Origin of the sequence: Massilia niabensis (assembly GCF_042655085.1) — a bacterium.
In the GTDB taxonomy this organism is placed as follows: Bacteria; Pseudomonadota; Gammaproteobacteria; order Burkholderiales; family Burkholderiaceae_D; genus Telluria; species Telluria niabensis.
The window spans coordinates 1-21,455 of sequence record NZ_JBHSMU010000011.1 but is presented as its reverse complement, the minus strand read 5'-3'; the positions used below and the strand labels follow the sequence as shown (position 1 = coordinate 21,455).

Here is a 21,455-nt window from a genome sequence, read left to right as displayed (position 1 = left end):
TGGGGAATGGGGTGCGCGCCGGTCCGGCGAAACCCGCCCCCTAATGGATGATCTTCGCCAGAAACTCGCGCGCGCGTTCGGAGCGCGGCGCACTGAAGAACTGCTCCTTCAGTGTATCTTCGACAATCCGGCCATGGTCCATGAAGACGATGCGGTCGGCGACCTTGCGGGCAAAACCCATCTCGTGGGTGACGACCATCATGGTCATGCCGTCCTGCGCCAGGCCCACCATCACCTCCAGCACTTCGCCGATCATTTCCGGGTCGAGCGCGGAGGTCGGTTCGTCGAACAGCATGGCCACCGGGTCCATCGCCAGGGCGCGGGCGATCGCCACGCGCTGCTGCTGGCCGCCCGAGAGCTGGCTCGGAAATTTGTCCTGCTGCGCCAGCAGGCCGACACGGTCGAGGTAGGCCAGGCCGCGCGCGATGGCCTCGCCCTTGCTGCGCCCGAGCACCTTCACCTGCGCCAGCGTCAGGTTCTCGCGCACCGACAGGTGGGGGAACAATTCAAAGTTTTGGAACACCATGCCGATTTTCGCGCGCAGCTTCGGCAAATCCGTCTTGCGGTCGGTGACGAGCACGCGATCGACCCGGATGACGCCCTGCTGCACGCTCTCGAGACCGTTGACCGTCTTGATCAAAGTCGACTTGCCGGAACCGGACGGCCCGCACACCACGACCACGTCGCCGCGCGCCACCTGGGTGCTGCAGTCAGCCAGTACCTGGAAGTCGCCATACCATTTGCTGACCTTGTCAATTTCAATCATGTTTACCCGTTGTTTCCAGAGCTTTGAGCGTGCTTGACAGCACCAACAGTGCCTAGGATACTGCGGAACTTGCCAAGATACCCAGGACGAGCTCCCCGTTCGGGTCCTCGCCCGCCCCAGAACCACCCGATTTTGCGACTGTTGCACTACCCAGCGGCGCCAAGACCCTGTCCTGGCGCCGCTGAACGTCATGCCCTGCCGACCACTGGAAGCATATGAACACCAATCGAAACCGCCTTACTACCTATATCCTGATCGGCCTGGCCCTCGGCGTCGTCCTGGGCTATATCGCCAACACCACCTTTGCCAACCCGGCCGGTTTTGCGGACACGATGTCGCTGGTGACGACGATGTTCCTGCGCCTGATTAAGATGATCATCGCGCCGCTGGTATTCGCTACCCTGGTGGTCGGCATTGCCCGCATGGGCGACGCCAAGGAAGTCGGCCGCATCGGCGTCAAGGCGCTGGGCTGGTTCGTGATCGCATCGATCATTTCGCTGGCGCTGGGCCTGGTCCTGGTGAACCTGTTCCGTCCGGGCGACGCCATGTTCGCAGCCGGCATGGCGCCGCCGGTCGGCACTGCCTCGGGCATTGCCACCACGGGCCTGACGCTCAAGGAATTCATCACCCACCTGATCCCGGCCTCGATTGTCGACGGCATGGCCAAGAACGAAATCCTGCAGATCGTCGTGTTCTCGATGTTCTTCGGCACCGCGGCCGCCGCCGTCGGCGCGCGCGCCACGCCGATGATCGACGCCATCGACGGCGTCGCCCACGTCATGCTGAAGGTGACTGCGTACGTGATGAACTTCGCGCCGATCGCCGTGTTCGCGGCAGTGGCCGGCGTGATTGCCAAGAGCGGCCTCGGTGTGCTGCAGACCTACGGCATCTTCATGGCCGAGTTCTACCTCGGGATCGTGCTGCTGTGGGTGATCCTGATCCTGGTCGGGATGGCCTTCCTTGGCCCGCGCGTGCTGCGCCTGATCGGCCTGCTGAAAGAGCCGACCATCCTCGCCTTTACCTGCGCCTCGTCGGAAGCGGCCTTCCCGAAAACCCTGGAAGGCCTGGAAAAGTTCGGCGTCAAGAACCGCCTGGCCGCCTTCGTGCTGCCGATCGGTTACTCGTTCAACCTCGACGGCTCGATGATGTACTGCACCTTCGCCACCGTCTTCATCGCCCAGGCCTACGGCATCGAACTGCCGATGTCGACCCAGATCATGATGATGCTGGTGCTGATGCTGACCTCGAAAGGCATGGCCGGCGTGCCGCGCGCCTCGCTGGTCGTGATCGCCGCCACACTCGCCCAGTTCAACATCCCGGAAGCGGGCCTGCTGCTCCTGCTGGGCATCGACCACTTCCTGGACATGGCGCGTTCGGCCACCAACGTGATCGGCAACGGCATCGCCACCGCGGTCGTCGCCAAGTGGGAAGGCGACCTCGAGCCTGAACCGTCACCGAACAAGGACATCGCTACCTCGCCGCTGCGCTGAGCGTCGCGATAGAGCACACGAGGCCTTCCAGCGATGGGAGGCCTTTTTTTTGATAAGAAAAACTTCGGGAGAACAAACATGAAACAACTATACGCAGCAGGTTTGCTGGCCTTGGTTAGCACTGGCAGCGCCAGCGCCGGCGGCGCGGACGCCGCCGCCCAGACGGTCGATTGCGGGCGCCTGCTCGACGTCAAAAGCGGCACCTGGCGCGAACGCGTCAGCATCGTCATCGAGAACGGCACGATCAAATCGGTGGGGCCGATGACGCCCGCCTCTGCCAACACGGGCAACATCGACCTGTCGACGAAATCCTGCCTGCCGGGCCTGATCGACATGCATGTGCACCTCACCAGCGAAACCACGCCGGTGGTGGACGCCTACCGCGACCGCCTCACCGCCGATCCGGCCGACCTCGCCTACCGCTCGGTCAGGTACGCCGAACGCACGCTGATGGCGGGCTTCACCACGGTGCGCGACCTCGGCGCGGCCGATGGCCTGAACGTGTCGCTCAAGCGCGCGATCGCGGCCGGCGCGGTGCCGGGCCCGCGCATGTTCACCGCCGGGAAGTCGATCGCCACCACCGGCGGCCACGCCGACCCGACCAACAACCTGTCGCACTTCCTGAGCGAAAAGCTGGGCACGCCCGGGCCGCAGGAAGGCGTGATCGACAGCCCGGAAGAAGGCCGACAGGCAGTGCGCGCGCGCTACAAGGAAGGCGCGGACCTGATCAAGATCACCGCTACCGGCGGCGTGCTGAGCCAGGCGGCGAACGGCCAGAACTCGCAGTACACCGAAGACGAACTGAAGGCCGTCGTCAGCACCGCCAAGGATTACGGTTTCCGGGTGGCCGCCCACGCCCACGGTGCCGAAGGCATGAAGCGCGCGCTGCGCGCCGGTGTCGACTCGATCGAGCACGGCACGCTGATGGACGACGAGACCGTGGCGCTGTTCAAGAAGACCGGCCACTGGTACGTGCCGACCATTTCCGCCGGCCGCTACGTGGCCGACAAGGCCAAGCAGGAAGGCTACTACTCGGCGCTGGTGCGCCCGAAAGCGGCCGCCATCGGCCCGCAGCTACAGGCGACCTTCGCCCGCGCCCACAAGGCCGGCGTCAAAATCGCCTTCGGCACCGATGCCGGTGTGTTCCCGCACGGCGAGAACGCGAAGGAATTCGGCTACATGGTGGAAGCCGGCATGACGCCGATCGACGCCATCCGCGCCGCCACCATCCACGCCGCCAACCTGCTCGACCAGCCGCTACGCCTGGGCATGATCGCGCCGGGCTTTGCGGCCGACATCGTCGCTGTCGACGGCGACCCGCTGCGCGACGTCAAGGTGCTCGAGCAGGTGAAATTTGTGATGAAGGATGGGGTGGTTTACAAGAAGCCGTAAGACGCAGTGGTAGTGGCGCTGTTGCGTGTTCTGTTATCCCACGCAACAGCGCCACCTACCGATCTCACTCCCCCTGCAACTCCAAGGGCACCGACGCCACATCCTCATCCGGCCGCGCCAGCTGCCGCTCCCACATCTGCGCATACAGGCCGCGCGCCGCCAATAAGCTCTGGTGCGTGCCGCGCTCCACGATCTTCCCGTGATCGAGCACGATGATTTGCTGCGCGTCCGCGATCGTCGACAGCCGGTGCGCAATGACCAGCGTGGTGCGGTTCTTCGCGATCTCCTTCAACTGCGCCTGGATCGCCTGCTCCGACTTCGAATCGAGCGCCGAGGTCGCCTCGTCGAAAATCAGGATCGCCGGATTTTTCAGCAGGGTGCGCGCGATCGCCACCCGCTGCTTCTCCCCGCCCGACAGTTTCAGGCCGCGCTCGCCCACCATCGTTGCATACCCGTCCGGCAGGCTTTCGATGAATTCGTGGATGGAGGCCGCCCGCGCCGCCGCCACGATGTCGGCATGGCTCGCGCCCGGCTTGCCGTAGGCGATGTTGTATTCGATGGTGTCGTTGAACAGCACCGTATCCTGCGGCACGATGCCGATCGCCGCGCGCAATGAGGCCTGGGTCACGCTACTGATATCCTGGCCGTCGATGGCGATGCTGCCCTTGTTCACGTCGTAGAACCGGAACAGCAGCCGCGACAGGGTCGATTTACCGGAACCGCTGTGCCCGACCACCGCCGTCGTGGTCCCGGCGGGAATCGTGAAGTCGACATCGAACAGGATCTGGCGCTTGGCCTCGTAGCTGAACTCCACATGCGAAAACTCGACGCGCGCACCCTTTGCCACCAGCGGCTGGGCGCCCGGCGAATCGGCCACTTCGCGGTTCTGGTCGAGCAGCGAAAACAGGCGCTCCATGTCGGCCAGGCTCTGCTTGATCTCGCGGTAGATCACTCCCAAAAAGTTCAGCGGAATGTACAGCTGGATCATGAACGAGTTGACCAGCACCAGGTCGCCCAGCGTCATGGTGCCGGCAATCACCCCTTCGGTCGCGCGCCACAGGATCAGGGTAACGGCGGTGGCGATGATCAGCGACTGGCCGGTGTTGAGCACCGACAGCGAGGTCTGCGAGCGCACCGCCGCGTTCTCGTAGCTTTGCAGGCCCTGGTCGTAGCGCTTGGCTTCGTAATCCTCGTTGCCGAAGTATTTCACCGTTTCGTAATTGATCAGCGAATCGATGGCCTTGGTGTTGGCTTTCGAGTCGAGGTCGTTCATGGTGCGCCGGAAGTGGGTGCGCCATTCGGTGACGACCACCGTGAAGACGATATAGCCCACCAGCGCCACGGCGGTAATGATCGAGAACCACTTGTCGTAGTTGAGCACGAGGTAGCCGAGCACCAGCGTGATTTCGACGATCGTCGGCAGCACATTGAACAGCGAATACGAGATCAGGGAATTCACCCCGCGGGTGCCGCGCTCGATGTCGCGGGTCATGCCGCCGGTCTGGCGGTTCAGGTGGAAGCGCAGCGACAGCGCGTGCAGGTGGCGAAACACTTGCAGCGCGATGGTGCGTACCGCCCGCTGCGTGACGCGCGCGAACAGGAATTCGCGCAGCTCGGTAAAGATCGTCGTGGACAGGCGCAGCAGGCCATAAGCGATGAGCGCGCCGATCGGCAGCACCAGCAGCGCCTGCGGATGGGCCGGGTCGATCGCCAGCTGGTCGATCAGCTGCTTGAGCACCAGCGGCACGCCGACGTTGGCCATCTTCGCGCCGATCAGGGCGCCGAGCGCGGCGATCACGCGCCATTTGTAGACCCACAGGTAGGGGAACAGGGTCTTGAGCGTGGCCCAGTCGCTGCGCTGCCTGCCTTTCGCATCGGGAGGCGGGGGAGATGAAGCGGGATGGCGTCGCATGGCAGGGGTCCGGGATTTATGGTTCAATTCGGGACGATTGTAGCTTCTCACGGAAATTCAAGATGACCACGCCCGAAAACACGCCCCCCGTCAATACCAACCGTCTGCCGGAAGGAAAGATGCCGCAGCTGCGTGTGATGCCGGTGCCGCATGACGCGAACGTGTATGGCGACGTGTTCGGCGGCTGGATCATGGCCCAGGTCGACATCGCCGGCTCGCTGCCGGCTACCCGCCGCGCGAATGGCCGCGTGGCCACCATTGCCGTCAACTCCTTCCTGTTCAAGAACCCGGTGTTCGTGGGCGACCTGCTGTCGTTCTACGCCGATATCGTCAAGGTCGGCAATACGTCGATTACCGTGTATGTCGAGGTGTACGCCGAACGCAACCGCCTGCAGACGAACATCGTCAAGGTTACCGAAGCGACGCTGACCTATGTCGCCACCGGCGACGACCGCAAGCCGCGCCAGCTGCCGCCGCTCGAGTCGCTGATCTCGCACCAGCAGTAAGGATGCAGGAGGCGCGGCGGACCTTCCTGCTCGATGCTGCCCGGCTGGCAGCGGCGGCAAGCGCCGGCGCCGGCTTCACGGCCAGCGCGGTGGCAAGCGGTCCTTCCTATCCGTTTTCGCTGGGCGTCGCCTCCGGCTCGCCCTTGCCCAATGCCGTCATCCTCTGGACGCGCATTCTGCCCGACCCGCTGAACGCGGCGTCGGCGCCCGCGCTCGCCCTCACTGTACGCTGGGAAGTGGCCGAGGACGAGGCCTTCCGCAAGGTGGTAGCGAAGGGCAGCGCAGTTGCCTCCCCTGCCCTTGCGCACAGCGTGCACGTCGATGCGACGGGCTTGCAACCGGACCGTCCGTACTGGTACCGCTTCATGCTCGGCAATGCAGTCAGCCCGGTCGGGCGCACGCGCACGGCACCCGCGCCGGATGCGATGCCGTCGATGCTCAAGCTGGCAGTCGCGTCCTGCCAGCACTGGGAATTCGGCCACTACGCCGCGCACCGGCATATTGCGGCGGCCGCGCCCGATCTCGTCGCTTTCCTGGGCGACTACATCTACGAGTGGGGACCCTACCGACTGCGCCATCCTGCGCGCGCGATCCGCAGCGATGAATCGTTCACGCTGGCGCAGTACCGCGCACGCTACGCCCAGTATAAAAGCGACCCGGACCTGCAAAGCGCGCACCACGCCGCGCCCTGGATCGTGACCTGGGACGACCACGAAGTGGCCAACGACTACGCGGGCGATATCGACGAGCGCCTGTCAAAAGACTTCGCCGCCCGCCGCGCCGCCGCCTACCAGGCCTTTTACGAGCACATGCCGCTGCGGCTGGCAGCGCCAAAAGAAGGCCGTTTCGGCAGCATGCACATGTTCCAGCGCTACGACTGGGGACGCCTGGCGCGCTTCCACCTGCTCGACGACCGCCAGTACCGCTCTCCCCTGCCCTGTTCGAAACCCGGGCGCGGCGGCTCGAACGTCGTGCTGGCGCGCTCCTGCGACGCATTGCGCGATCCTTCGCGCACGATGCTGGGGAGCGAGCAGGAAGCCTGGCTGGCGCAGGGCCTGTCGTCTTCACGCGCGCGCTGGAACATCCTGGCCCAGCAGACGCCCATGGCGCAGTCGAGCGGGGTGCCGGTGCGCGTCCCCGAGGACGGCCGCTTCTGGACCGATGGCTGGGATGGCTATCCGCTCGCGCGCCGGCGCCTGCTCGATACCGTGGTGAAGAGCGGCGCCAGCAATCCGCTGGTGCTGGCGGGCGACGTGCACACGTTCTATGCGAGCGAACTGCGGCGCGACTTCAACCGTCCGGCGTCGAAAGCGAATCCGGTGATTGCGGCAGAGTTTTGCGGGACCTCGATCACGTCGAGCTCGCGGCCCCAGGCGCGCACACAGGAGAACGTCGAGCGCAACCCGCACATGCAATACGGGCGCAGCGACCGGCGCGGCTACATGCTGCTCCACATCGCACCAGGCGCAACGCGGGCGCAGTTCATCGCCCTCGACAATGTCCGCGACGCCTTGTCGGGCCAGTCGGCCCTGGCCGCGTTTGCGGTCCGGGACGGTTCGCCAAAGCTGGCGCGCTAAGCCAGCATGCGCGCAGCCGGCGGGTGCGCATGCATCTCGCGAAACAGGGCTGGCGCCATGCCGAAACGCCGCTCGAAAGCCTTGGAGAACTGCGCCGCTGTCGAATAGCCCGTATCGGCGGCGATCCGCTTGACCGACACACCGGCGGCAAGCAGGCTGCGCCCCTTGTCCAGCCTCAGCGTTTCAACGAAATGCGCAGGCGTGTCGCCAACGACGCTCGTGAATTTCCGGTGGAAGCTGCGCTCGGACATGGACACCCGACCTGCCAGCGTCGAGACATCCAGCCTATGTCCCAGGTGGTCGCCGATCCAGGCGACCAGGCCGGCAAATGGTTCGCGCGCGCGTTCCTGCGCCATCAGCAAGGCGCTGAACTGCGCCTGGTAGCCGGGACGCCGCGCATACAGGACCAGGCGCCTGGCGATGGCGCCGGCGACAGGGGCGCCGAGGTCGCGCTCGACGATGGCCAGCGCCATGTCGATACCGGTCGTCACGCCGGCCGAGGTCCAGACACCGCCATCCTCGACATACAGGGCGTTCGCATCGACCTGGACCCGGGGATAGCGTTTCGCCAGGGCCGAGCAGGATTCCCAATGGGTAGCAACCCGCTTGCCATCGATCAGGCCCAGGTGCGCGAGCAGGAAGGCGCCGGTGCAGATCGAGCCGAACCGGCGCGCGCCCGTGCTTGCCTCGTCGAGCCACGCGCATACCGGGGCCTGCGCCGCGAGCGCGCGCAGGCCGCCTCCATCGCCGCCGGCAACGAACACGCTGTCGAGCGTGGACGGCGCCACGCTCGCGAGCGCTTGCGTGCCGAGCACGACGCCGCTGTTGCTCGTCACGCCACCGCCCGCCGGCGACAGGATGTGCAGCCGGTAATGCGGCTGCGCCACAGCATCGTTGGCAGCCGCAAAGACCGCGGCCGGGCCGGTCACGTCCAGTATCTGGACGCCGTCGAAAGCGAGTATTGCAATGTCGAGTGGGGGTGGCATTGGCAGAATTTAACGCAGTTTTGTCATTTCCGCCAAACAAAGCGCTGGGTAGACTGGCCACTTCTTCCACGGTGAGGCAGGACATGAACGAGCACATCCAGATTGGCTTTCTGTTGTTTCCCAACCTTACGCAGCTCGACCTGACCGGCCCGGTCCAGATCCTGAGCCGGCTGCCGAATGCCAAGGTGCATCTGTTATGGAAGAACACGGCGCCGGTCATGACCGATGCCGGGTTCGCCATCGTCCCGACCGGCAGCTTTGAGGGGAGTCCGCAACTCGATGTGCTGTGCGTGCCCGGCGGCTTCGGGATCGGCGAGCTGCTGGCGGACCGCGAGACACTCGATTTCCTGCGCCGGCAAGGCGCCGGAGCGCGCTACATCACCTCGGTATGCAACGGCTCGCTGGTGCTGGGGGCGGCAGGCCTGCTGGACGGTTACCGGTCGGCCTGCCACTGGATGTGGCGCAAGTACCTGCCCCGCTTCGGCGCCGAGCCGGTCGCGCAGCGGATCGTGCACGACCGGAACCGGATTTCCGGCGGTGGCGTTACCGCAGGCATCGACTTCAGCCTGGCACTCGCGGCCGAACTGGCGGGCGAAGAGCTGGCGAAAACCTTGCAGCTGGCTTTCGAATACGACCCGCAGCCACCCTTCGATTGCGGCTCGCCGGAAAAGGCCGGCGCGGAACGTGTCATGCGCCTCCAGGCGCTGCAGGCGGGGCGGATCGCGGCGATCGAGCAGCGTATCGACGAGGCGGCGTTGTACTGATCTGCGCATCGGGCCGGCACGGACCCTGGCAAGCAAAAGGGGTCGCAGCGCCCCTTCGATATCAAGCCGACTGCTTCTCGTCCCGCAGTTCGCGCCGCAGGATCTTGCCGACGTTCGTCTTCGGCAGCGAGTCGCGGAATTCGATGTGGCGCGGGCGCTTGTAGCCGGTGAGTTCGTTCTTGCAGAAGTCCATCAGGGCATCGGTGGTCAGGGAAGCATCCTTCTTCACCACATACAGCTTGACGGCTTCGCCCGAATTGTTGTCCGGCACGCCGACGCAGGCCACTTCCAGCACGCCCGGATGCGAGGCGACAACATTCTCGACTTCGTTCGGGTACACATTGAAACCGGAGACCAGGATCATGTCCTTCTTGCGGTCGACGATGCGGGTGTAGCCCTTCTCGTCCATGATGCCGATGTCGCCGGTCTTCATGAAGCCGCTGGCGGTCATGACTTTCGCGGTTTCGTCGTCGCGCTGCCAGTAGCCGGCCATCACCTGCGGGCCGCGCACGGCGATCTCGCCGGACTGGCCGAACGGCACCGGCTGGTCCGCTTCATCGAGGATCAGCACTTCGGTCGACGGCAGCGGCAGGCCGATAGTGCCGGTGAACTCGGTGATGTCGCAGCGGTTGGCGGTGACGACCGGCGAGGTCTCGGACAGGCCATAGCCCTCGACGATCGCGGTGCCGGTGATCTTCAGCCACTTGTCGGCCACCGCCTTCTGCACCGCCATGCCGCCGCCCGGGCAGACCAGGTAGCCGGAATGATCGAGCCTGGCGAACCCGGGCTGGTTCACCAGCCCGTTGTACAGCGTGTTCACGGCCGGGAAGACGTTGATCTTGTACTTGCCCAGTTCCTTGATGAAACCGTCCATGTCGCGCGGGTTCGGGATCAGGACGTTCATCGCGCCCAGGCGCATGCCCAGCAGCGCGCAGACGGTCAGCGCATAGATGTGGTACAGCGGCAGCGCGCACATGAATTCGATCTGGCGGCCGGCGGGCGCCCTGGCGAGCGAGGGGCCGAACCAGGCTTCGTTCTGCAGCACGTTGGCCAGCACGTTCCGGTGCAGCAGCACGGCGCCCTTGGAGACGCCCGTGGTGCCGCCGGTGTACTGCAGGAAGGCGATGTCGTCGTGGCCGAGCGTGACAGGCTTGAAGGTATGGCGCGCACCCTCAAGCAGCATCCTGTTGAAGGGCGTGCTGCCGGGCAGCGACCAGGCCGGGACCATCTTCTTGACCTTGCGCACGACCAGGTTGACGATCGTGCCCTTCACGGTGCCCAGCAGGTCGCCCATGCTGCCGACGACGACGTGTTTCACTTGCGTGTTGCCGATCACCTGCTGCACCGTGTGGGCGAAGTTTTCCAGCACCACCAGGACTTCGGCGCCGGAGTCGACCAGCTGATGCTGGAGTTCGCGCGGGGTGTACAGCGGGTTGACGTTGACGATGGTGTAGCCGCCGCGCAGGGCCGCGGCCATCGCCACCGGGTATTGCAGCACGTTCGGCAGCATGATCGCCACGCGCGCGCCCGGCTGCAGGCCGCGGCTTTGCAGCCAGGCCGCCATCTGCTGCGACATGCGGTCGAGCTCGCCGTAGGTGATGCTCTTGTCCATGCAGGCAAAGGCACGTTGGCCCGCGTACTTGCGGAAGGACTCTTCCAGCAAATGGGTCAGGGAGCGGTACTGTGTCGGGTCGATTTCCGCCGGTACGCCAGCCTGGTACGACTTGAGCCAAAACTTGTCCATCTATGCCTCGCTTCTTCAAACTCTGTGGTCAATAAAATGCAAAACCGCCCGAGCCCGGGCGGTTTCACAACCTGATCGCGCGAACGGCGTGTCAGGCTGCTTCTTTATCCTGCTTTTTCTGCTGCTGTTCGTCGCGCAGGGCACGCCGCAGGATCTTGCCGACGTTGGTCTTCGGCAGCTCGTCGCGGAACTCGATGTACTTCGGTTTCTTGTAGGCGGTGAACTGCTCCTTGCAGTATTCCATCAGGGCCGCTTCCGTGAGGTTCGGGTCCTTGCGCACCACGAACACCTTCACCGCTTCGCCCGAATGCTCATCCGGTACACCCACGACCGCGCATTCCAGCACGCCCGGATGGCAGGCGATCACGCCCTCGAGCTCGTTCGGATAGACGTTGAAGCCGGACACCAGGATCATGTCCTTCTTGCGGTCGACGATCTTCACGAAGCCGCGCTCGTCCATGATGCCGACGTCGCCCGACTTGAAGAAGCCGTCGGGCGTCATGACCTTGGCCGTTTCGTCCGGGCGGTTCCAGTAACCGGCCATCACCTGCGGGCCGCGGATCGCGATTTCGCCGGGCTGGCCGTTCGGCACCGGGTTGCCGTCGTCGTCCAGGATGGCGATGTCGGTGGACGGCACCGGCAGGCCGATGTTGCCGGTGAATTCAACTTCGTCGCAGCGGTTGCAGGTGGCGACCGGCGAGGTCTCGGACAGGCCGTAGCCCTCGATGATGGCGTGGCCGGTGACGAGCTTCCACTTGTCGCTGACCGCCTTCTGCACGGCCATGCCGCCGCCGTTCGAAATCTTCAGGCTCGAGAAGTCGAGCTTGGCGAAGTCAGGATGGTTGACCAGCGCGTTGTAGAGCGTGTTCACGGCCGGCAGCATGCTGAACGGGTACTTGCCCAGCTCCTTGATGAAGCCCGGAATGTCGCGCGGGTTCGGGATCAGGATGTTCAGGGCGCCAATGCGCATGCCCCACATGGCGCAGGCCGTCAGCGCGAAGATGTGGTACAGCGGCAGCGCGCAGACGATGGTCGGGAACTGGACCACCGGCGGCTGGGCCATTGCCGGCTGCGACCAGGTCTCGACCTGCAGGACGTTGGCGATGACGTTGCGGTGGGTAAGCGTTGCGCCTTTCGAGACGCCGGTGGTGCCGCCCGTATATTGCAGGAAGGCGATGTCGGACGAGGTCAGCGTGGCCGGGGTGAACGGCATCTTCGCGCCCTGCGCCAGCGCTTCCTTGAAGCGCACCATGTTCGGCAGGGCGAAGTCGGGCACCATTTTTTTGACGTTGCGCACGACGAAGTTGACCAGCATGCCCTTGGCGCCGCCGAGCATCTCGCCCATGCTCGCCACGACGATATGGCGCACCGGGGTGTTCTTCAGCACCTGCTCGAGCGTGTGCGCGAAGTTTTCCAGCACGATGATCGCTTCGCTGCCCGAGTCCTTCAGCTGGTGCTCGAGTTCGCGCGGGGTGTACAGCGGGTTGACGTTGACCACCGTGTAGCCGGCGCGCAGGATCGCGGCAATCGCAATTGGATACTGGAGCACGTTTGGCATCATCACCGCCACGCGTGCGCCCTTGGCCATGCCCCGGCTTTGCAGCCAGCCGGCGAGCTTCCTCGAGCAGGCATCGAGTTCCGCATAGGTGAGGAACTTGTCCATGCACACGTAGGCGTTGTTCTGTGCGTACTTCTGGAACGACTCATCCAGCATGTGCACGAGCGACGTGTACTGGTCAGGATTGATCTCGGCGGGTACGCCGGGCGGATACGACTTCAGCCAAATATTGTCCATCAGTAGTGCCCCTGTCTCCAATAGTATCGTTATATCCGGCACCAGGGTCACGATGGGCCCTGGTGTCGGTCAGCAGCCTACAGCATGAATATGCTTGTGCCTTTGCTATTGCTGAATGTGATGCTATCGGGCAGCGCGCTTGGAAGCAAGCAGTTTTGCGGCGATTGGAACAGGCACTCTACCGGAGACCTCCACTGGTGCGCTGCACCATAAGCGCCCCCGACGGCGGCGCGACGTCGATCCGGTTGATGGCACGCTGGCGCCCGTCCTTGTCGAGCTTGGCCAGGGCGTTCACCTTGCGGTAAAACGCGCCGAAGTTTTTCTCGCCGCGCAGCATGGCGCGGAAGGCCGGCACGTAGTCGTTGTAAGTGGCGATCGAGGCCAGGTGGGCATTCGAGAGCGGCTCGGCGAAGAAGCGGTCGTAACCAGCATAGCCGCCCCAGTTCGCCTTGATCACCTGATACTCGTCCTTCAGCGCCAGGAACAGGCGCGCCTTGCCGATGCGCTTGTCCTCGTCGGGAATGATGGAGGCGTAGGTGCGTTCCAGCTCGCGCCGGTACTTCAGCAGCAGCGCCAGGAAATCCTTGCGCCTTACCGTGTAGCGCTCGTAGGCCTCGCGCATCGCCGGGTTGCCGAAGCGCTCGAGCCAGAGTTCGACGCCGGCCTCCTCGACCGCGCTGGCGAAGGACTCGTTGAAGCGCGAGTCGCCCGGCACATAGGTCACCTGGTGCGCCAGCTCGTGGAAGATCAGGCGGGCGAGCTCGGCATCGGGGTAGTTGATGAAGGTCGAGATCAGCGGATCGCTGAACCAGCCGAGGGTCGAATAGGCGGAGACACCCCCTACCTCGACGTCGCGGCCCTGGACGCGCAGCTCGTTGGCGTAGGCGTCGGCATCGGCCTTGCTGTAGTAGCCGCGGTAATTCACGCAGCCCGCCACCGGGAAGCACCACTGCAGGGGTTTCAGGGACAGTTCCGGCGTGGCCACGACGTTCCACAACACATACTTGCGCTTGAGGGAGGCGTAGTTGGTGTAGCTGCCGTTGTCGGGCAAGCCCATCTGCTGCACGGCGAAGCGGCGGATCTGGCGTGCGGTCTCCAGGCGGTGTCGCAGCGAGGTGTTGGTGGCCGGGTCGGCCAGCCAGTCATCGATGGGCCGGGCGTCGGCGAGGAGTTCGAGCTGGCCCTGGGCGGCCTGGCTGTAGTAATTCAGAGTAGAACAACTGGCAAGTAATGAAACTGCGGAAGCGGCGCCGCCGATGACGAGCGCGCGCCGGAACAAACGGGGGAGTTTAGCGGATAGGTTCTTCATGTCCGGGTGTCGGCGCGGCCTGTTCGACCTGCACCAGGGTGTCGTAGAAAGTGGGCGCCCGACCCATGTCGGTCAGGCGCTGGCTGGTCACTTCATTGGCGTTCTTGCCATCCCTGGAGAGTTTCTTCCACCAGATCGACAAGCCCACCACGAGGCCCGGTCGCGCTTTCTCGGTCACGCGCGCCTTGGCGACAAAAGAGCCGCGATCATTGAAGATACGTGCCATGTCACCGTGGGCGATGCCGCGCGGGGCGGCGTCGTTCGGGTGGATGTCGAGGTGCGGCTCGCCCTCGGTTGCACGGAGACTCTGTACGTTGACAAAGGTCGAGTTCAGGAAGTTCCTTGCTGGCGGAGAAATCATTGCGAGTGGATATTTTTCTGCCAACTTCGGGTTCGACGCCTTCGATTCGTAGGGCGCGATATAGGCCGGCAGCGGGTCGAGCCCGTCCGCCGCCATCGCGCTTGAATAAAACTCGCACTTGCCCGACGGTGTCGGGAAGCCGCCTTCGGCGAACGGCGCGTCCGGCATGTTCAGCTTTTGCCAGCCCTTCAGCTTCAGGGATTCCCAGTCGAAGTGGATCGCGCGGGTATGGGTTTTATCAAAAGCCTGAGCGGCCAGTTCGTCGTCGGTTTCAACGAAGCACGGGTCGTCGAAGCCCATGCGCGCCGCCAGCAGGCGGAAGATCTCGGTGTTCGGCTTCGCTTCGCCCATCGGCGCAATCGCCGCATTATTCGCCAGCATGTACAGGTGGCCATAGGCCAGGTGCGCGTCCACGTGTTCGAGCTGGGTCGTGGCAGGCAGCAGGATGTCGGCGTAATCGGCGCTGTCGGTGCGGAAGTGTTCCAGCACCACGGTGAACAGGTCTTCGCGCTCAAAGGCCTGTTGTACCTTGCTCGAATCCGGCGCGATCGCCAGCGGATTGGCGTTATAGACGATGACGGCGTCGACCTTCGGGCCGAATTCGGGCGAGGCGTCTTTTAACAGGTCGTCGCCGATGGTGGTCATGTTGATCGTGCGCGGCGTGCGCCCGTCCAGCAAGTCCGGGCGCTGCAGGGCCGCGCGGTTGGCCGGGAACGAGCCCGAGGTCGAGAGCTGGATGCCGCCGGCCGCGTGGCGCCAGGCGCCGACCAGCGCCGGCAGGCAGCTCATGTTGCGCACGGCCATGCCGCCGCCGCGTGCGCGCTGCACGCCGTAGTTGCAGCGGATCGCGACCGGTTCGCCGCGTTGGGCCATGCCGCCGTACAGGCGTGCGAGGTCGATCACTTCCTGCGCGGTGATGCCGCAGGTGTCCGCGGTGCGCTCCGGCGTCCATTCGGCAGCGCGCCCTTTCAGCTCCTCGAAGCCGAGGGTGTAGGCGGCGATGTAGTCGTGATCCAGCAGGTCTTCCTCCATCAGCACATGCATCAGGCCCAGCGCCAGCGCAGCGTCCGTGCCGGGCAGCAGCGCAATGTGCTGGTGGCACTTCTCGGCGGTCAGCGAGCGGTAGGGGTCGATCGCGATCAGCCTTGCGCCGCGCCGCTTGGCTTCCTGCGCGCGCATCCAGAAGTGCAGGTTCGAGGCGATCGGGTTGCCGCCCCAGATGATGATCAGTCTGGCGTCCTGGAACTGCTCCATGTCGGTGCCGATGGAGGCGCCGACCGTGTACTTGTAGCCGGTGAAGCCGGCAGTCGCGCAGATGGTGCGGTCCAGCAGCGAAGCGCCCAGCTTGTTAAAGAAGCGCATCGACATCGCCTCGCCCTGCACCAGGCCCATCGTGCCGCAATAGCTGTAGGGCAGGATGGCTTCGGGATCGCGCGCGGCAATCGGTTGCAGGCGGGCGGCAATCTCATCCAGCGCGGCGTCCCAGCTGATGCGCTCAAAACGGCCCTCCCCCTTCTTGCCGACGCGGCGCATCGGGTACAGCACCCGGTCCGGCGAGTAGGTGCGCTCGACGTAGCGCGACACCTTCGTGCACAGCACGCCAGCCGTGGTCGGATGCTCCGGGTCGCCACGCACGTCGACCGCCACGCCGTTGTCGACGGTGACGAGCAAGGCACAGGTATCGGGGCAATCGTGGGGGCAGGCGGCGCGGACTTGGGTGATAGACATCGGAATCAATTCTTGGAAAAAACGTCGATAAACCAATACTTTAGCTGATTCCGCCGGGGCCGGTATCGCGTGCTGGATTTCGCATGATGAGACGGGCTACAATAGTTCACAACACTTGCATAGCTGTCCATGCAGCCAGGGAGAACAAGATGAGACTCGTTGAACCTATCCTCGCACTCCAGACCGAACTGGAACAAATCCGCCGCGACCTGCATGCCCATCCTGAACTCTGCTACGAAGAGCAGCGCACCTCCGATGTAGTCGCCGCGCGCCTGGCCGAGTGGGGCATTCCGGTGGTGCGTGGGCTCGGCAAGACCGGCGTCGTCGGCATCATCAAGAATGGGACCTCCAGCCACGCCATTGGCCTGCGCGCCGACATGGATGCGCTGCCCATGCAGGAGCTCAACACATTTGACCATGCGTCGCGCCACCCCGGCAAGATGCATGCGTGCGGCCACGACGGGCATACGGCGATGTTATTGGGCGCAGCCCACTATTTGTCGCGTCATCGCAACTTTGATGGCACGGTCTACCTGATTTTCCAGCCGGCCGAGGAAGGCGGGGCCGGCGCGCGCAAGATGATCGAGGATGGCCTGTTCGAGCAGTTCCCGATGGATGCCGTGTACGGCATGCACAACTGGCCGGGTCTGCCGACGGGAAGCTTCGGCGTGATTCCGGGGCCGATGATGGCCTCGAGTAACGAGTTCCGCGTGGTGGTAAAAGGGAAAGGTGCGCATGCCGCCCAGCCGCACCGCGGCATCGATCCGGTGATGGTCGCGGTGCAGATTGCGCAAGCCTGGCAGACGATCATCTCGCGCGAAAAGAATCCACTGGAAACGGCGGTGCTGTCGATCACGCAAATCCACGCGGGCAGCGCGACCAATGTCATTCCCGACGAGGCGGTCCTGATCGGCACCGTACGCACCTTCTCGACCGAGGTGCTCGACCTGGTCGAGCGCCGCATGGAGGAAATGGCGAACGGCGTGGCGGCCGCGTATAACGCCAGCGTCGACTTCGGCTTCAAGCGCAACTACCCGCCGCTGATCAACCATCCCGAGCAGACGGCGTTTGCGGTCGAGGCCATGCGTGCTGTCGTGGGTGCGGCGAATGTGAATACGGCGGTCGAGCCGACCATGGGCGCAGAAGATTTCGCCTTCATGTTGCAGGCCAAGCCCGGGTGCTATGTGTTCATCGGCAATGGCGATGGCGAGCACCGGGCGGGCGGGCACGGACTGGGGCCATGCCAGCTGCATAACGGCAGTTATGATTTCAATGACCAGCTGCTGCCGATCGGGGCGAGCTACTGGGTGCGGCTGGTGGAGACGGGATTGCCGGTGGGGTGAAATGAGGTGACCAGAGCGGACTCAGGGCAACGTGTCCTCCCCGGTTCCCAGGCGCTGCCCCGGATTGATCCGCTCCAGCGCCAATAACGCCGCCGCATGGTCCGCCCTCCCTAGCTCCAGCGCAATCGACTCGTAACTGCGCGTCGCCGCCGTCGCCAGTGGCAAGGCCAAGCCGACCTCCCCTGCCGCCGCCAGCACGTTGCGCAAGTCCTTCAACTGGCTTTTGACCTGGCCGCCCGGAACGAAATTGCGCTCCAACATGCGCTGCCCGTGCACCTCGAGCACGCGGCTGCCGGCAAAGCCGCCACGGATCGCCTCCACTACCGCTGCCGGATCGGCCCCTGCCGCCTGTGCCAGCAGCAAGGCTTCCGCCACGATATTAATCGTCGCGCCAACAATCAGTTGATTGCATAACTTGGCGACCTGGCCGCTCCCGGCCGGGCCCACCAGGCGCGCGCTGCCCAGAATGGCAAACAGCGGCGCCGCCTCGTCGAAGTCCGCCAGGCTGCCCCCGGCCATGATCGCGAGCGTTCCCGCTTCGGCGCCCGGCACGCCCCCGGATACCGGCGCATCCAGGAAGCGCGCGCCCTGCGCTGCCAGGCGGGCATGGAAGGCCAGCGCTTCGTCGTGGCGCGTGGAACTCATGTCGATCCACAGTGCACCCGGGGCCAGCGCAGGGGAGGCGGCGTCGATGCTTGCCTGCACCGCCGGCCCCGCCTCGAGCATCGAGATCACGACCGCAGCGCCGCTGACCGCCTCCGCAAGGGACACGCATGGCAGCGCACCGTGCACCGCCAGTGCCTGCACTTTCGCGCCAGTCCGGTTCCAGGCGCGCACCGGGACGCCGCCAGCGGCGAGACGTGCTGCCATCGGCCGGCCCATGAGGCCGATACCGAGAAACGCGACAGTTGGGAAGCTCATGTGGTTCCTTCATGCGAGTTGAGTGAGGACTACGCGATTCCGTTTGTACTAGTACAATAATTAATGGTTCCAGCATGGACTGGCGCCTTTTACTGACGAAAGCAATTATGTTCTCACTCCAAAAAAAAATCGGGATCTTTCTTGGCGCAACGCTCCTGACCGCGAGCCCGGCGTTTGCCTTTGACGCCGGCCTCATCGACTCGGCCTCGTTCGACTATGGCACTGGCGCCAAGGTGCGCCTCGTGCGCGTGGGCCTGCAGTCCGACTGGGACCCGCGCTGGCGCTGGCTCGCCTCGAATGGCCGCCACCTGTCGGGTTACTGGGACGTGTCGGCCGCCTACTGGCGCGGCACTGCCCACCGCGGCGTGCGCGGCGACCGCCAGCACATCGGCGTGATCGGCTTTACCCCGGTACTGCGCTACGGCCGCGAAGACAAACTCGGATGGTATGTCGAGGGCGGCATCGGCGCCAATCTGCTCTCCGAGCTGTACGATAACTACGACAACAAGCTCTCCACCGCTTTCCAGTTCGGCGACCATGTCGGTATCGGCTATATCACGCAGAACAAGTGGGATATCGGCCTGAAGTTCCAGCATTATTCGAACGCCAGCATCAAGCGGCCGAACAGCGGCGTCAATTTCGCCATCATCAGCGCACGCTACAACTTCTGAAGGGACCAAGGGCTTGCCCGGCCTGGAGTCTCCCTCCAGGCCGGGTCCTCTTGAAATCGGCCTTTTCCGAATTATGTGACAATCCGATCAGGCGCACACACCCGTACGCGCCGGACCGGATGAGGGCCGATTGAATAGTTCCAGCGTCAAGACCTACTTGCCGTGGCTGGTGGCCACTGCCCTGTTCATGGAGCAGCTCGACGCCACGGTCGTCAACACTGCCATCCCGAGCATTGCGGCCAGCCTCGGGGTCACGCCGCTGAGCCTGAAGTCGGTCGTCACCAGCTATATCCTCGGCCTGGCGGTCGGCATTCCGGTCAGCGGCTGGATGGCCGACCGCTACGGCACGCGCCGCGTGTTCCTGATCGCCATCGGCATCTTCACCCTGGCGTCGGTCCTGTGCGGCCTGGCGCCGACCGCGCAAATGATGACGGCGGCACGCCTGCTGCAAGGCCTTGGTGGCGCGATGATGATGCCGGTGGGCCGGCTGGCAATCGTGCGCACCTTCCCCAAGTCCGAACTGATGGGGGCGATGAACTTCGTCATCATTCCGGCGCTGATCGGGCCCCTGCTCGGGCCGACCGTCGGCGGCCTGATCGTGCACTGGACTTCCTGGCGCGCGATCTTCTTCATCAACATTCCGTTTGGCGTGATCGCGATGTACCTGGTCTGGCGCCATATGCCGGACTACCACGGCGACGAACGCCGCCCGCTCGACATACCCGGCCTGATCCTGTTCAGCTCGGGAACGGCCATCCTGTCCTGGCTACTGGAAGTGTTCGGCGAGCATACGCTCAGCAGTACGACGATGGGCCTGATGCTTGCCCTGTCGCTTGGCCTGCTCGCGGCCTACGTCTGGCATGCCTCCCGCACCAGGTTCCCGCTGCTGCGCCTGACCCTGCTGAAGGTGCGCACTTTCCGTATTTCGGTGGTCGGAGGTTTCGTCACGCGCCTGGGTGTCGGCGGCCTGCCTTTCCTGCTGCCGCTGCTCTACCAGCTCGGACTGGGCTTGCCGGCCTGGCAGTCCGGCCTCTTGATGATGCCGTCGGCAGCGGCGGCGATGGGCATGAAGCTGATTGCGCCGAAAGTGCTGGCGCGCTTCGGCTACCGGCAAGTACTGGTCGTGAATACGCTGTGCATCGGGCTGACCATTGCGCTGTTCGGGCTGGTCGGGCGCGAGACGCCGCTGGCCCTCATCGTGGGCATCAGCCTGATGCTGGGTTTCTTCAATTCACTGCAGTTCTCCAGCATGAACACCCTGGCCTATGCCGACATCGAACCGGGCGACTCGAGCATGGCGAGCACGATTTCGAGCTCCTTCCAGCAATTGTCGATGAGCTTTGGCCTGGCGACGGGCTCCCTCGTGACCGCCTGGTTCCTTGGCCGCATACCGCAGACCAACCAGGTGCTGGTGACCGATGCCCTGCATCGTGGATTCTGGGCGCTGGCCATCATGACCGTGCTGTCGGCCGCCGTCTTCTGGCGCCTGCGCAAGCGCGACGGCGACAGTATCAGCCGCGGTCGCGCTACCGCCAGCCAGGCCGAGCCGGTGGCGCAGTAGCGCGCCTGGTTGGCCCTGTCAGGCGTGATCTGCCGGCGCCATATTGCCGGTCAGGCGCACCAGCAGCTTTTCGCGGTTGTTCATCACGAAGCCGATGAAGGTGTGTTCCTTGATGGCGAGGCGCACGATGCCCGGCAGCAGCGGATAGCAGAACACAGCGACCTTGCGCACCGCCTCGTCATTGGACAGGGCGGCGCGTGCCGCCGTTTCGCTACCACCCAGCATGGGCATGAGCGAGGCGCGATGGCGGCAGAGGATGGCATTGAAGGGCGCGGCCAGCTTGTCGGACAAGGCTGAGGGGTTGAGCGTCTCTTGCATGTGTATCTCCGCGGAAAGGTAACCGGGAAATCATGCGCGCTATCCTGGCACACGCGATGAGCTACCGCAACGGGCCTGCGTGCGCTTGTGTCGCTCGCGTTCAGCTCTGCCGCGCCTTGTCGTGGGTGCGCCGCCGGGTGCGGCGGCGTTTTTCAACGCCCGCTCCGCCAACAAAGCAAGGAGTAAACCGGTAATTACACACCAAAAGCCAAAAGCAAAAAACCCCGCAGAGATCACTCTGCGGGGTTTTTCTTTATAACTAGCCTGACGATAACCTACTTTCACACTGGTTGCAGCACTATCATCGGCGC

At 64.5% G+C, this 21,455-nt stretch carries 18 protein-coding genes; 8 read left to right on the top strand and 10 right to left on the bottom strand.

Translation table 11 applies throughout. The features are described from left to right. Positions 1-40: 40 nt before the first annotated feature. Entirely contained in the window at positions 41-766 is a 726-nt protein-coding gene (locus tag ACFPN5_RS11415; RefSeq protein ID WP_379783263.1) for an amino acid ABC transporter ATP-binding protein, read from the bottom strand. Positions 767-981: 215 nt separating this feature from the next. Here ACFPN5_RS11415 and ACFPN5_RS11410 point away from each other — a divergent pair, with 215 nt between their 5' ends. After that, the gene (locus ACFPN5_RS11410; protein ID WP_379783261.1) at positions 982-2,256 is read left to right on the top strand and encodes a dicarboxylate/amino acid:cation symporter; all 1,275 of its coding nucleotides are present in this window, start codon (positions 982-984) and stop codon (positions 2,254-2,256) included. A gap of 78 nt (positions 2,257-2,334) precedes the next feature. Then, positions 2,335-3,648, top strand: coding sequence for a metal-dependent hydrolase family protein (locus ACFPN5_RS11405; protein WP_379783259.1), 1,314 nt, complete (start codon positions 2,335-2,337; stop codon positions 3,646-3,648). Positions 3,649-3,712: 64 nt separating this feature from the next. Here ACFPN5_RS11405 and ACFPN5_RS11400 read toward each other — a convergent pair whose 3' ends face one another. Continuing rightward, entirely contained in the window at positions 3,713-5,560 is a 1,848-nt protein-coding gene (locus ACFPN5_RS11400) for an ABCB family ABC transporter ATP-binding protein/permease (RefSeq protein ID WP_379783257.1), read from the bottom strand. A 62-nt stretch (positions 5,561-5,622) separates the two neighbouring features. Between ACFPN5_RS11400 and ACFPN5_RS11395 the strand changes: the two genes are divergently transcribed. Together ACFPN5_RS11395 and ACFPN5_RS11390 are read left to right on the top strand one after the other, a co-directional pair. Next, positions 5,623-6,066, top strand: coding sequence for an acyl-CoA thioesterase (locus tag ACFPN5_RS11395; protein ID WP_379783255.1), 444 nt, complete (start codon positions 5,623-5,625; stop codon positions 6,064-6,066). A 2-nt stretch (positions 6,067-6,068) separates the two neighbouring features. Further along, on the top strand, positions 6,069-7,643 hold the full coding sequence (locus ACFPN5_RS11390) for an alkaline phosphatase D family protein (protein ID WP_379783253.1): 1,575 nt from the start codon (positions 6,069-6,071) through the stop codon (positions 7,641-7,643). Here ACFPN5_RS11390 and ACFPN5_RS11385 read toward each other — a convergent pair. Continuing rightward, the gene (locus tag ACFPN5_RS11385) at positions 7,640-8,629 is read right to left on the bottom strand and encodes a GlxA family transcriptional regulator (RefSeq protein WP_379783251.1); all 990 of its coding nucleotides are present in this window, start codon (positions 8,627-8,629) and stop codon (positions 7,640-7,642) included. The two genes, ACFPN5_RS11390 and ACFPN5_RS11385, sit on opposite strands and share 4 nt — an antisense overlap. Positions 8,630-8,712: 83 nt before the next feature. Here ACFPN5_RS11385 and ACFPN5_RS11380 point away from each other — a divergent pair, with 83 nt between their 5' ends. Beyond that, a complete protein-coding gene (locus ACFPN5_RS11380) occupies positions 8,713-9,393 on the top strand; it encodes a DJ-1/PfpI family protein (RefSeq protein WP_379783249.1) in 681 nt (226 codons plus the stop codon). A gap of 61 nt (positions 9,394-9,454) precedes the next feature. Here the strand turns inward: ACFPN5_RS11380 and ACFPN5_RS11375 are convergent, their stop codons facing one another. The 4 genes from ACFPN5_RS11375 to ACFPN5_RS11360 all read right to left on the bottom strand — a co-directional run bounded on the left by ACFPN5_RS11375 (position 9,455) and on the right by ACFPN5_RS11360 (position 16,330). Then, positions 9,455-11,137 (bottom strand): long-chain-fatty-acid--CoA ligase, encoded by a 1,683-nt coding sequence (locus ACFPN5_RS11375; RefSeq protein ID WP_379783247.1) that lies wholly within the window; start codon positions 11,135-11,137, stop codon positions 9,455-9,457. A gap of 91 nt (positions 11,138-11,228) precedes the next feature. Further along, a complete protein-coding gene (locus ACFPN5_RS11370; protein WP_379783245.1) occupies positions 11,229-12,932 on the bottom strand; it encodes a long-chain-fatty-acid--CoA ligase in 1,704 nt (567 codons plus the stop codon). A gap of 178 nt (positions 12,933-13,110) precedes the next feature. After that, complete coding sequence (locus ACFPN5_RS11365) at positions 13,111-14,241, bottom strand: aminopeptidase (RefSeq protein WP_379783243.1); 1,131 nt, start codon at positions 14,239-14,241, stop codon at positions 13,111-13,113. After that, a complete protein-coding gene (locus ACFPN5_RS11360; protein ID WP_379783241.1) occupies positions 14,222-16,330 on the bottom strand; it encodes a molybdopterin-containing oxidoreductase family protein in 2,109 nt (702 codons plus the stop codon). The genes ACFPN5_RS11365 and ACFPN5_RS11360 overlap by 20 nt, the downstream gene beginning before the upstream one ends. A 149-nt stretch (positions 16,331-16,479) precedes the next feature. On the opposite strand from ACFPN5_RS11360, the gene ACFPN5_RS11355 reads away from it, so the two are divergent. Continuing rightward, a complete protein-coding gene (locus ACFPN5_RS11355) occupies positions 16,480-17,673 on the top strand; it encodes a M20 aminoacylase family protein (protein WP_379783239.1) in 1,194 nt (397 codons plus the stop codon). Positions 17,674-17,694: 21 nt separating this feature from the next. Here ACFPN5_RS11355 and ACFPN5_RS11350 read toward each other — a convergent pair whose 3' ends face one another. Beyond that, on the bottom strand, positions 17,695-18,594 hold the full coding sequence (locus tag ACFPN5_RS11350) for an NAD(P)-dependent oxidoreductase (RefSeq protein ID WP_379783237.1): 900 nt from the start codon (positions 18,592-18,594) through the stop codon (positions 17,695-17,697). A gap of 107 nt (positions 18,595-18,701) precedes the next feature. Here ACFPN5_RS11350 and ACFPN5_RS11345 point away from each other — a divergent pair, with 107 nt between their 5' ends. Together ACFPN5_RS11345 and ACFPN5_RS11340 are read left to right on the top strand one after the other, a co-directional pair. Further along, positions 18,702-19,265 (top strand): acyloxyacyl hydrolase, encoded by a 564-nt coding sequence (locus ACFPN5_RS11345; protein WP_379783235.1) that lies wholly within the window; start codon positions 18,702-18,704, stop codon positions 19,263-19,265. Between the two features lie 130 nt (positions 19,266-19,395). Further along, a complete protein-coding gene (locus ACFPN5_RS11340) occupies positions 19,396-20,826 on the top strand; it encodes a DHA2 family efflux MFS transporter permease subunit (protein ID WP_379783233.1) in 1,431 nt (476 codons plus the stop codon). Positions 20,827-20,844: 18 nt separating this feature from the next. Here the strand turns inward: ACFPN5_RS11340 and ACFPN5_RS11335 are convergent, their stop codons facing one another. Both ACFPN5_RS11335 and ACFPN5_RS11330 read right to left on the bottom strand, forming a co-directional pair. Then, positions 20,845-21,144 carry a hypothetical protein gene (locus tag ACFPN5_RS11335; protein WP_379783231.1) on the bottom strand — a complete coding sequence of 100 codons (300 nt, stop codon included), beginning with the start codon at positions 21,142-21,144 and terminating at the stop codon, positions 20,845-20,847. 39 nt (positions 21,145-21,183) lie between these two features. Further along, positions 21,184-21,455, bottom strand: a 272-nt coding sequence (locus ACFPN5_RS11330; RefSeq protein ID WP_379783229.1) for a hypothetical protein, incomplete at its 5' end; no start/stop codon positions are given.

Bases quoted from the DNA above. Each gene is read 5' to 3' on its own strand.
- ACFPN5_RS11415 (WP_379783263.1), bottom strand. From the start codon at position 766: ATGATTGAAATTGACAAGGTCAGCAAATGGTATGGCGACTTCCAGGTA.
- ACFPN5_RS11410 (WP_379783261.1), top strand. From the start codon at position 982: ATGAACACCAATCGAAACCGCCTTACTACCTATATCCTGATCGGCCTG.
- ACFPN5_RS11405 (WP_379783259.1), top strand. From the start codon at position 2,335: ATGAAACAACTATACGCAGCAGGTTTGCTGGCCTTGGTTAGCACTGGC.
- ACFPN5_RS11400 (WP_379783257.1), bottom strand. From the start codon at position 5,560: ATGCGACGCCATCCCGCTTCATCTCCCCCGCCTCCCGATGCGAAAGGC.
- ACFPN5_RS11395 (WP_379783255.1), top strand. From the start codon at position 5,623: ATGACCACGCCCGAAAACACGCCCCCCGTCAATACCAACCGTCTGCCG.
- ACFPN5_RS11390 (WP_379783253.1), top strand. From the start codon at position 6,069: ATGCAGGAGGCGCGGCGGACCTTCCTGCTCGATGCTGCCCGGCTGGCA.
- ACFPN5_RS11385 (WP_379783251.1), bottom strand. From the start codon at position 8,629: ATGCCACCCCCACTCGACATTGCAATACTCGCTTTCGACGGCGTCCAG.
- ACFPN5_RS11380 (WP_379783249.1), top strand. From the start codon at position 8,713: ATGAACGAGCACATCCAGATTGGCTTTCTGTTGTTTCCCAACCTTACG.
- ACFPN5_RS11375 (WP_379783247.1), bottom strand. From the start codon at position 11,137: ATGGACAAGTTTTGGCTCAAGTCGTACCAGGCTGGCGTACCGGCGGAA.
- ACFPN5_RS11370 (WP_379783245.1), bottom strand. From the start codon at position 12,932: ATGGACAATATTTGGCTGAAGTCGTATCCGCCCGGCGTACCCGCCGAG.
- ACFPN5_RS11365 (WP_379783243.1), bottom strand. From the start codon at position 14,241: ATGAAGAACCTATCCGCTAAACTCCCCCGTTTGTTCCGGCGCGCGCTC.
- ACFPN5_RS11360 (WP_379783241.1), bottom strand. From the start codon at position 16,330: ATGTCTATCACCCAAGTCCGCGCCGCCTGCCCCCACGATTGCCCCGAT.
- ACFPN5_RS11355 (WP_379783239.1), top strand. From the start codon at position 16,480: ATGAGACTCGTTGAACCTATCCTCGCACTCCAGACCGAACTGGAACAA.
- ACFPN5_RS11350 (WP_379783237.1), bottom strand. From the start codon at position 18,594: ATGAGCTTCCCAACTGTCGCGTTTCTCGGTATCGGCCTCATGGGCCGG.
- ACFPN5_RS11345 (WP_379783235.1), top strand. From the start codon at position 18,702: ATGTTCTCACTCCAAAAAAAAATCGGGATCTTTCTTGGCGCAACGCTC.
- ACFPN5_RS11335 (WP_379783231.1), bottom strand. From the start codon at position 21,144: ATGCAAGAGACGCTCAACCCCTCAGCCTTGTCCGACAAGCTGGCCGCG.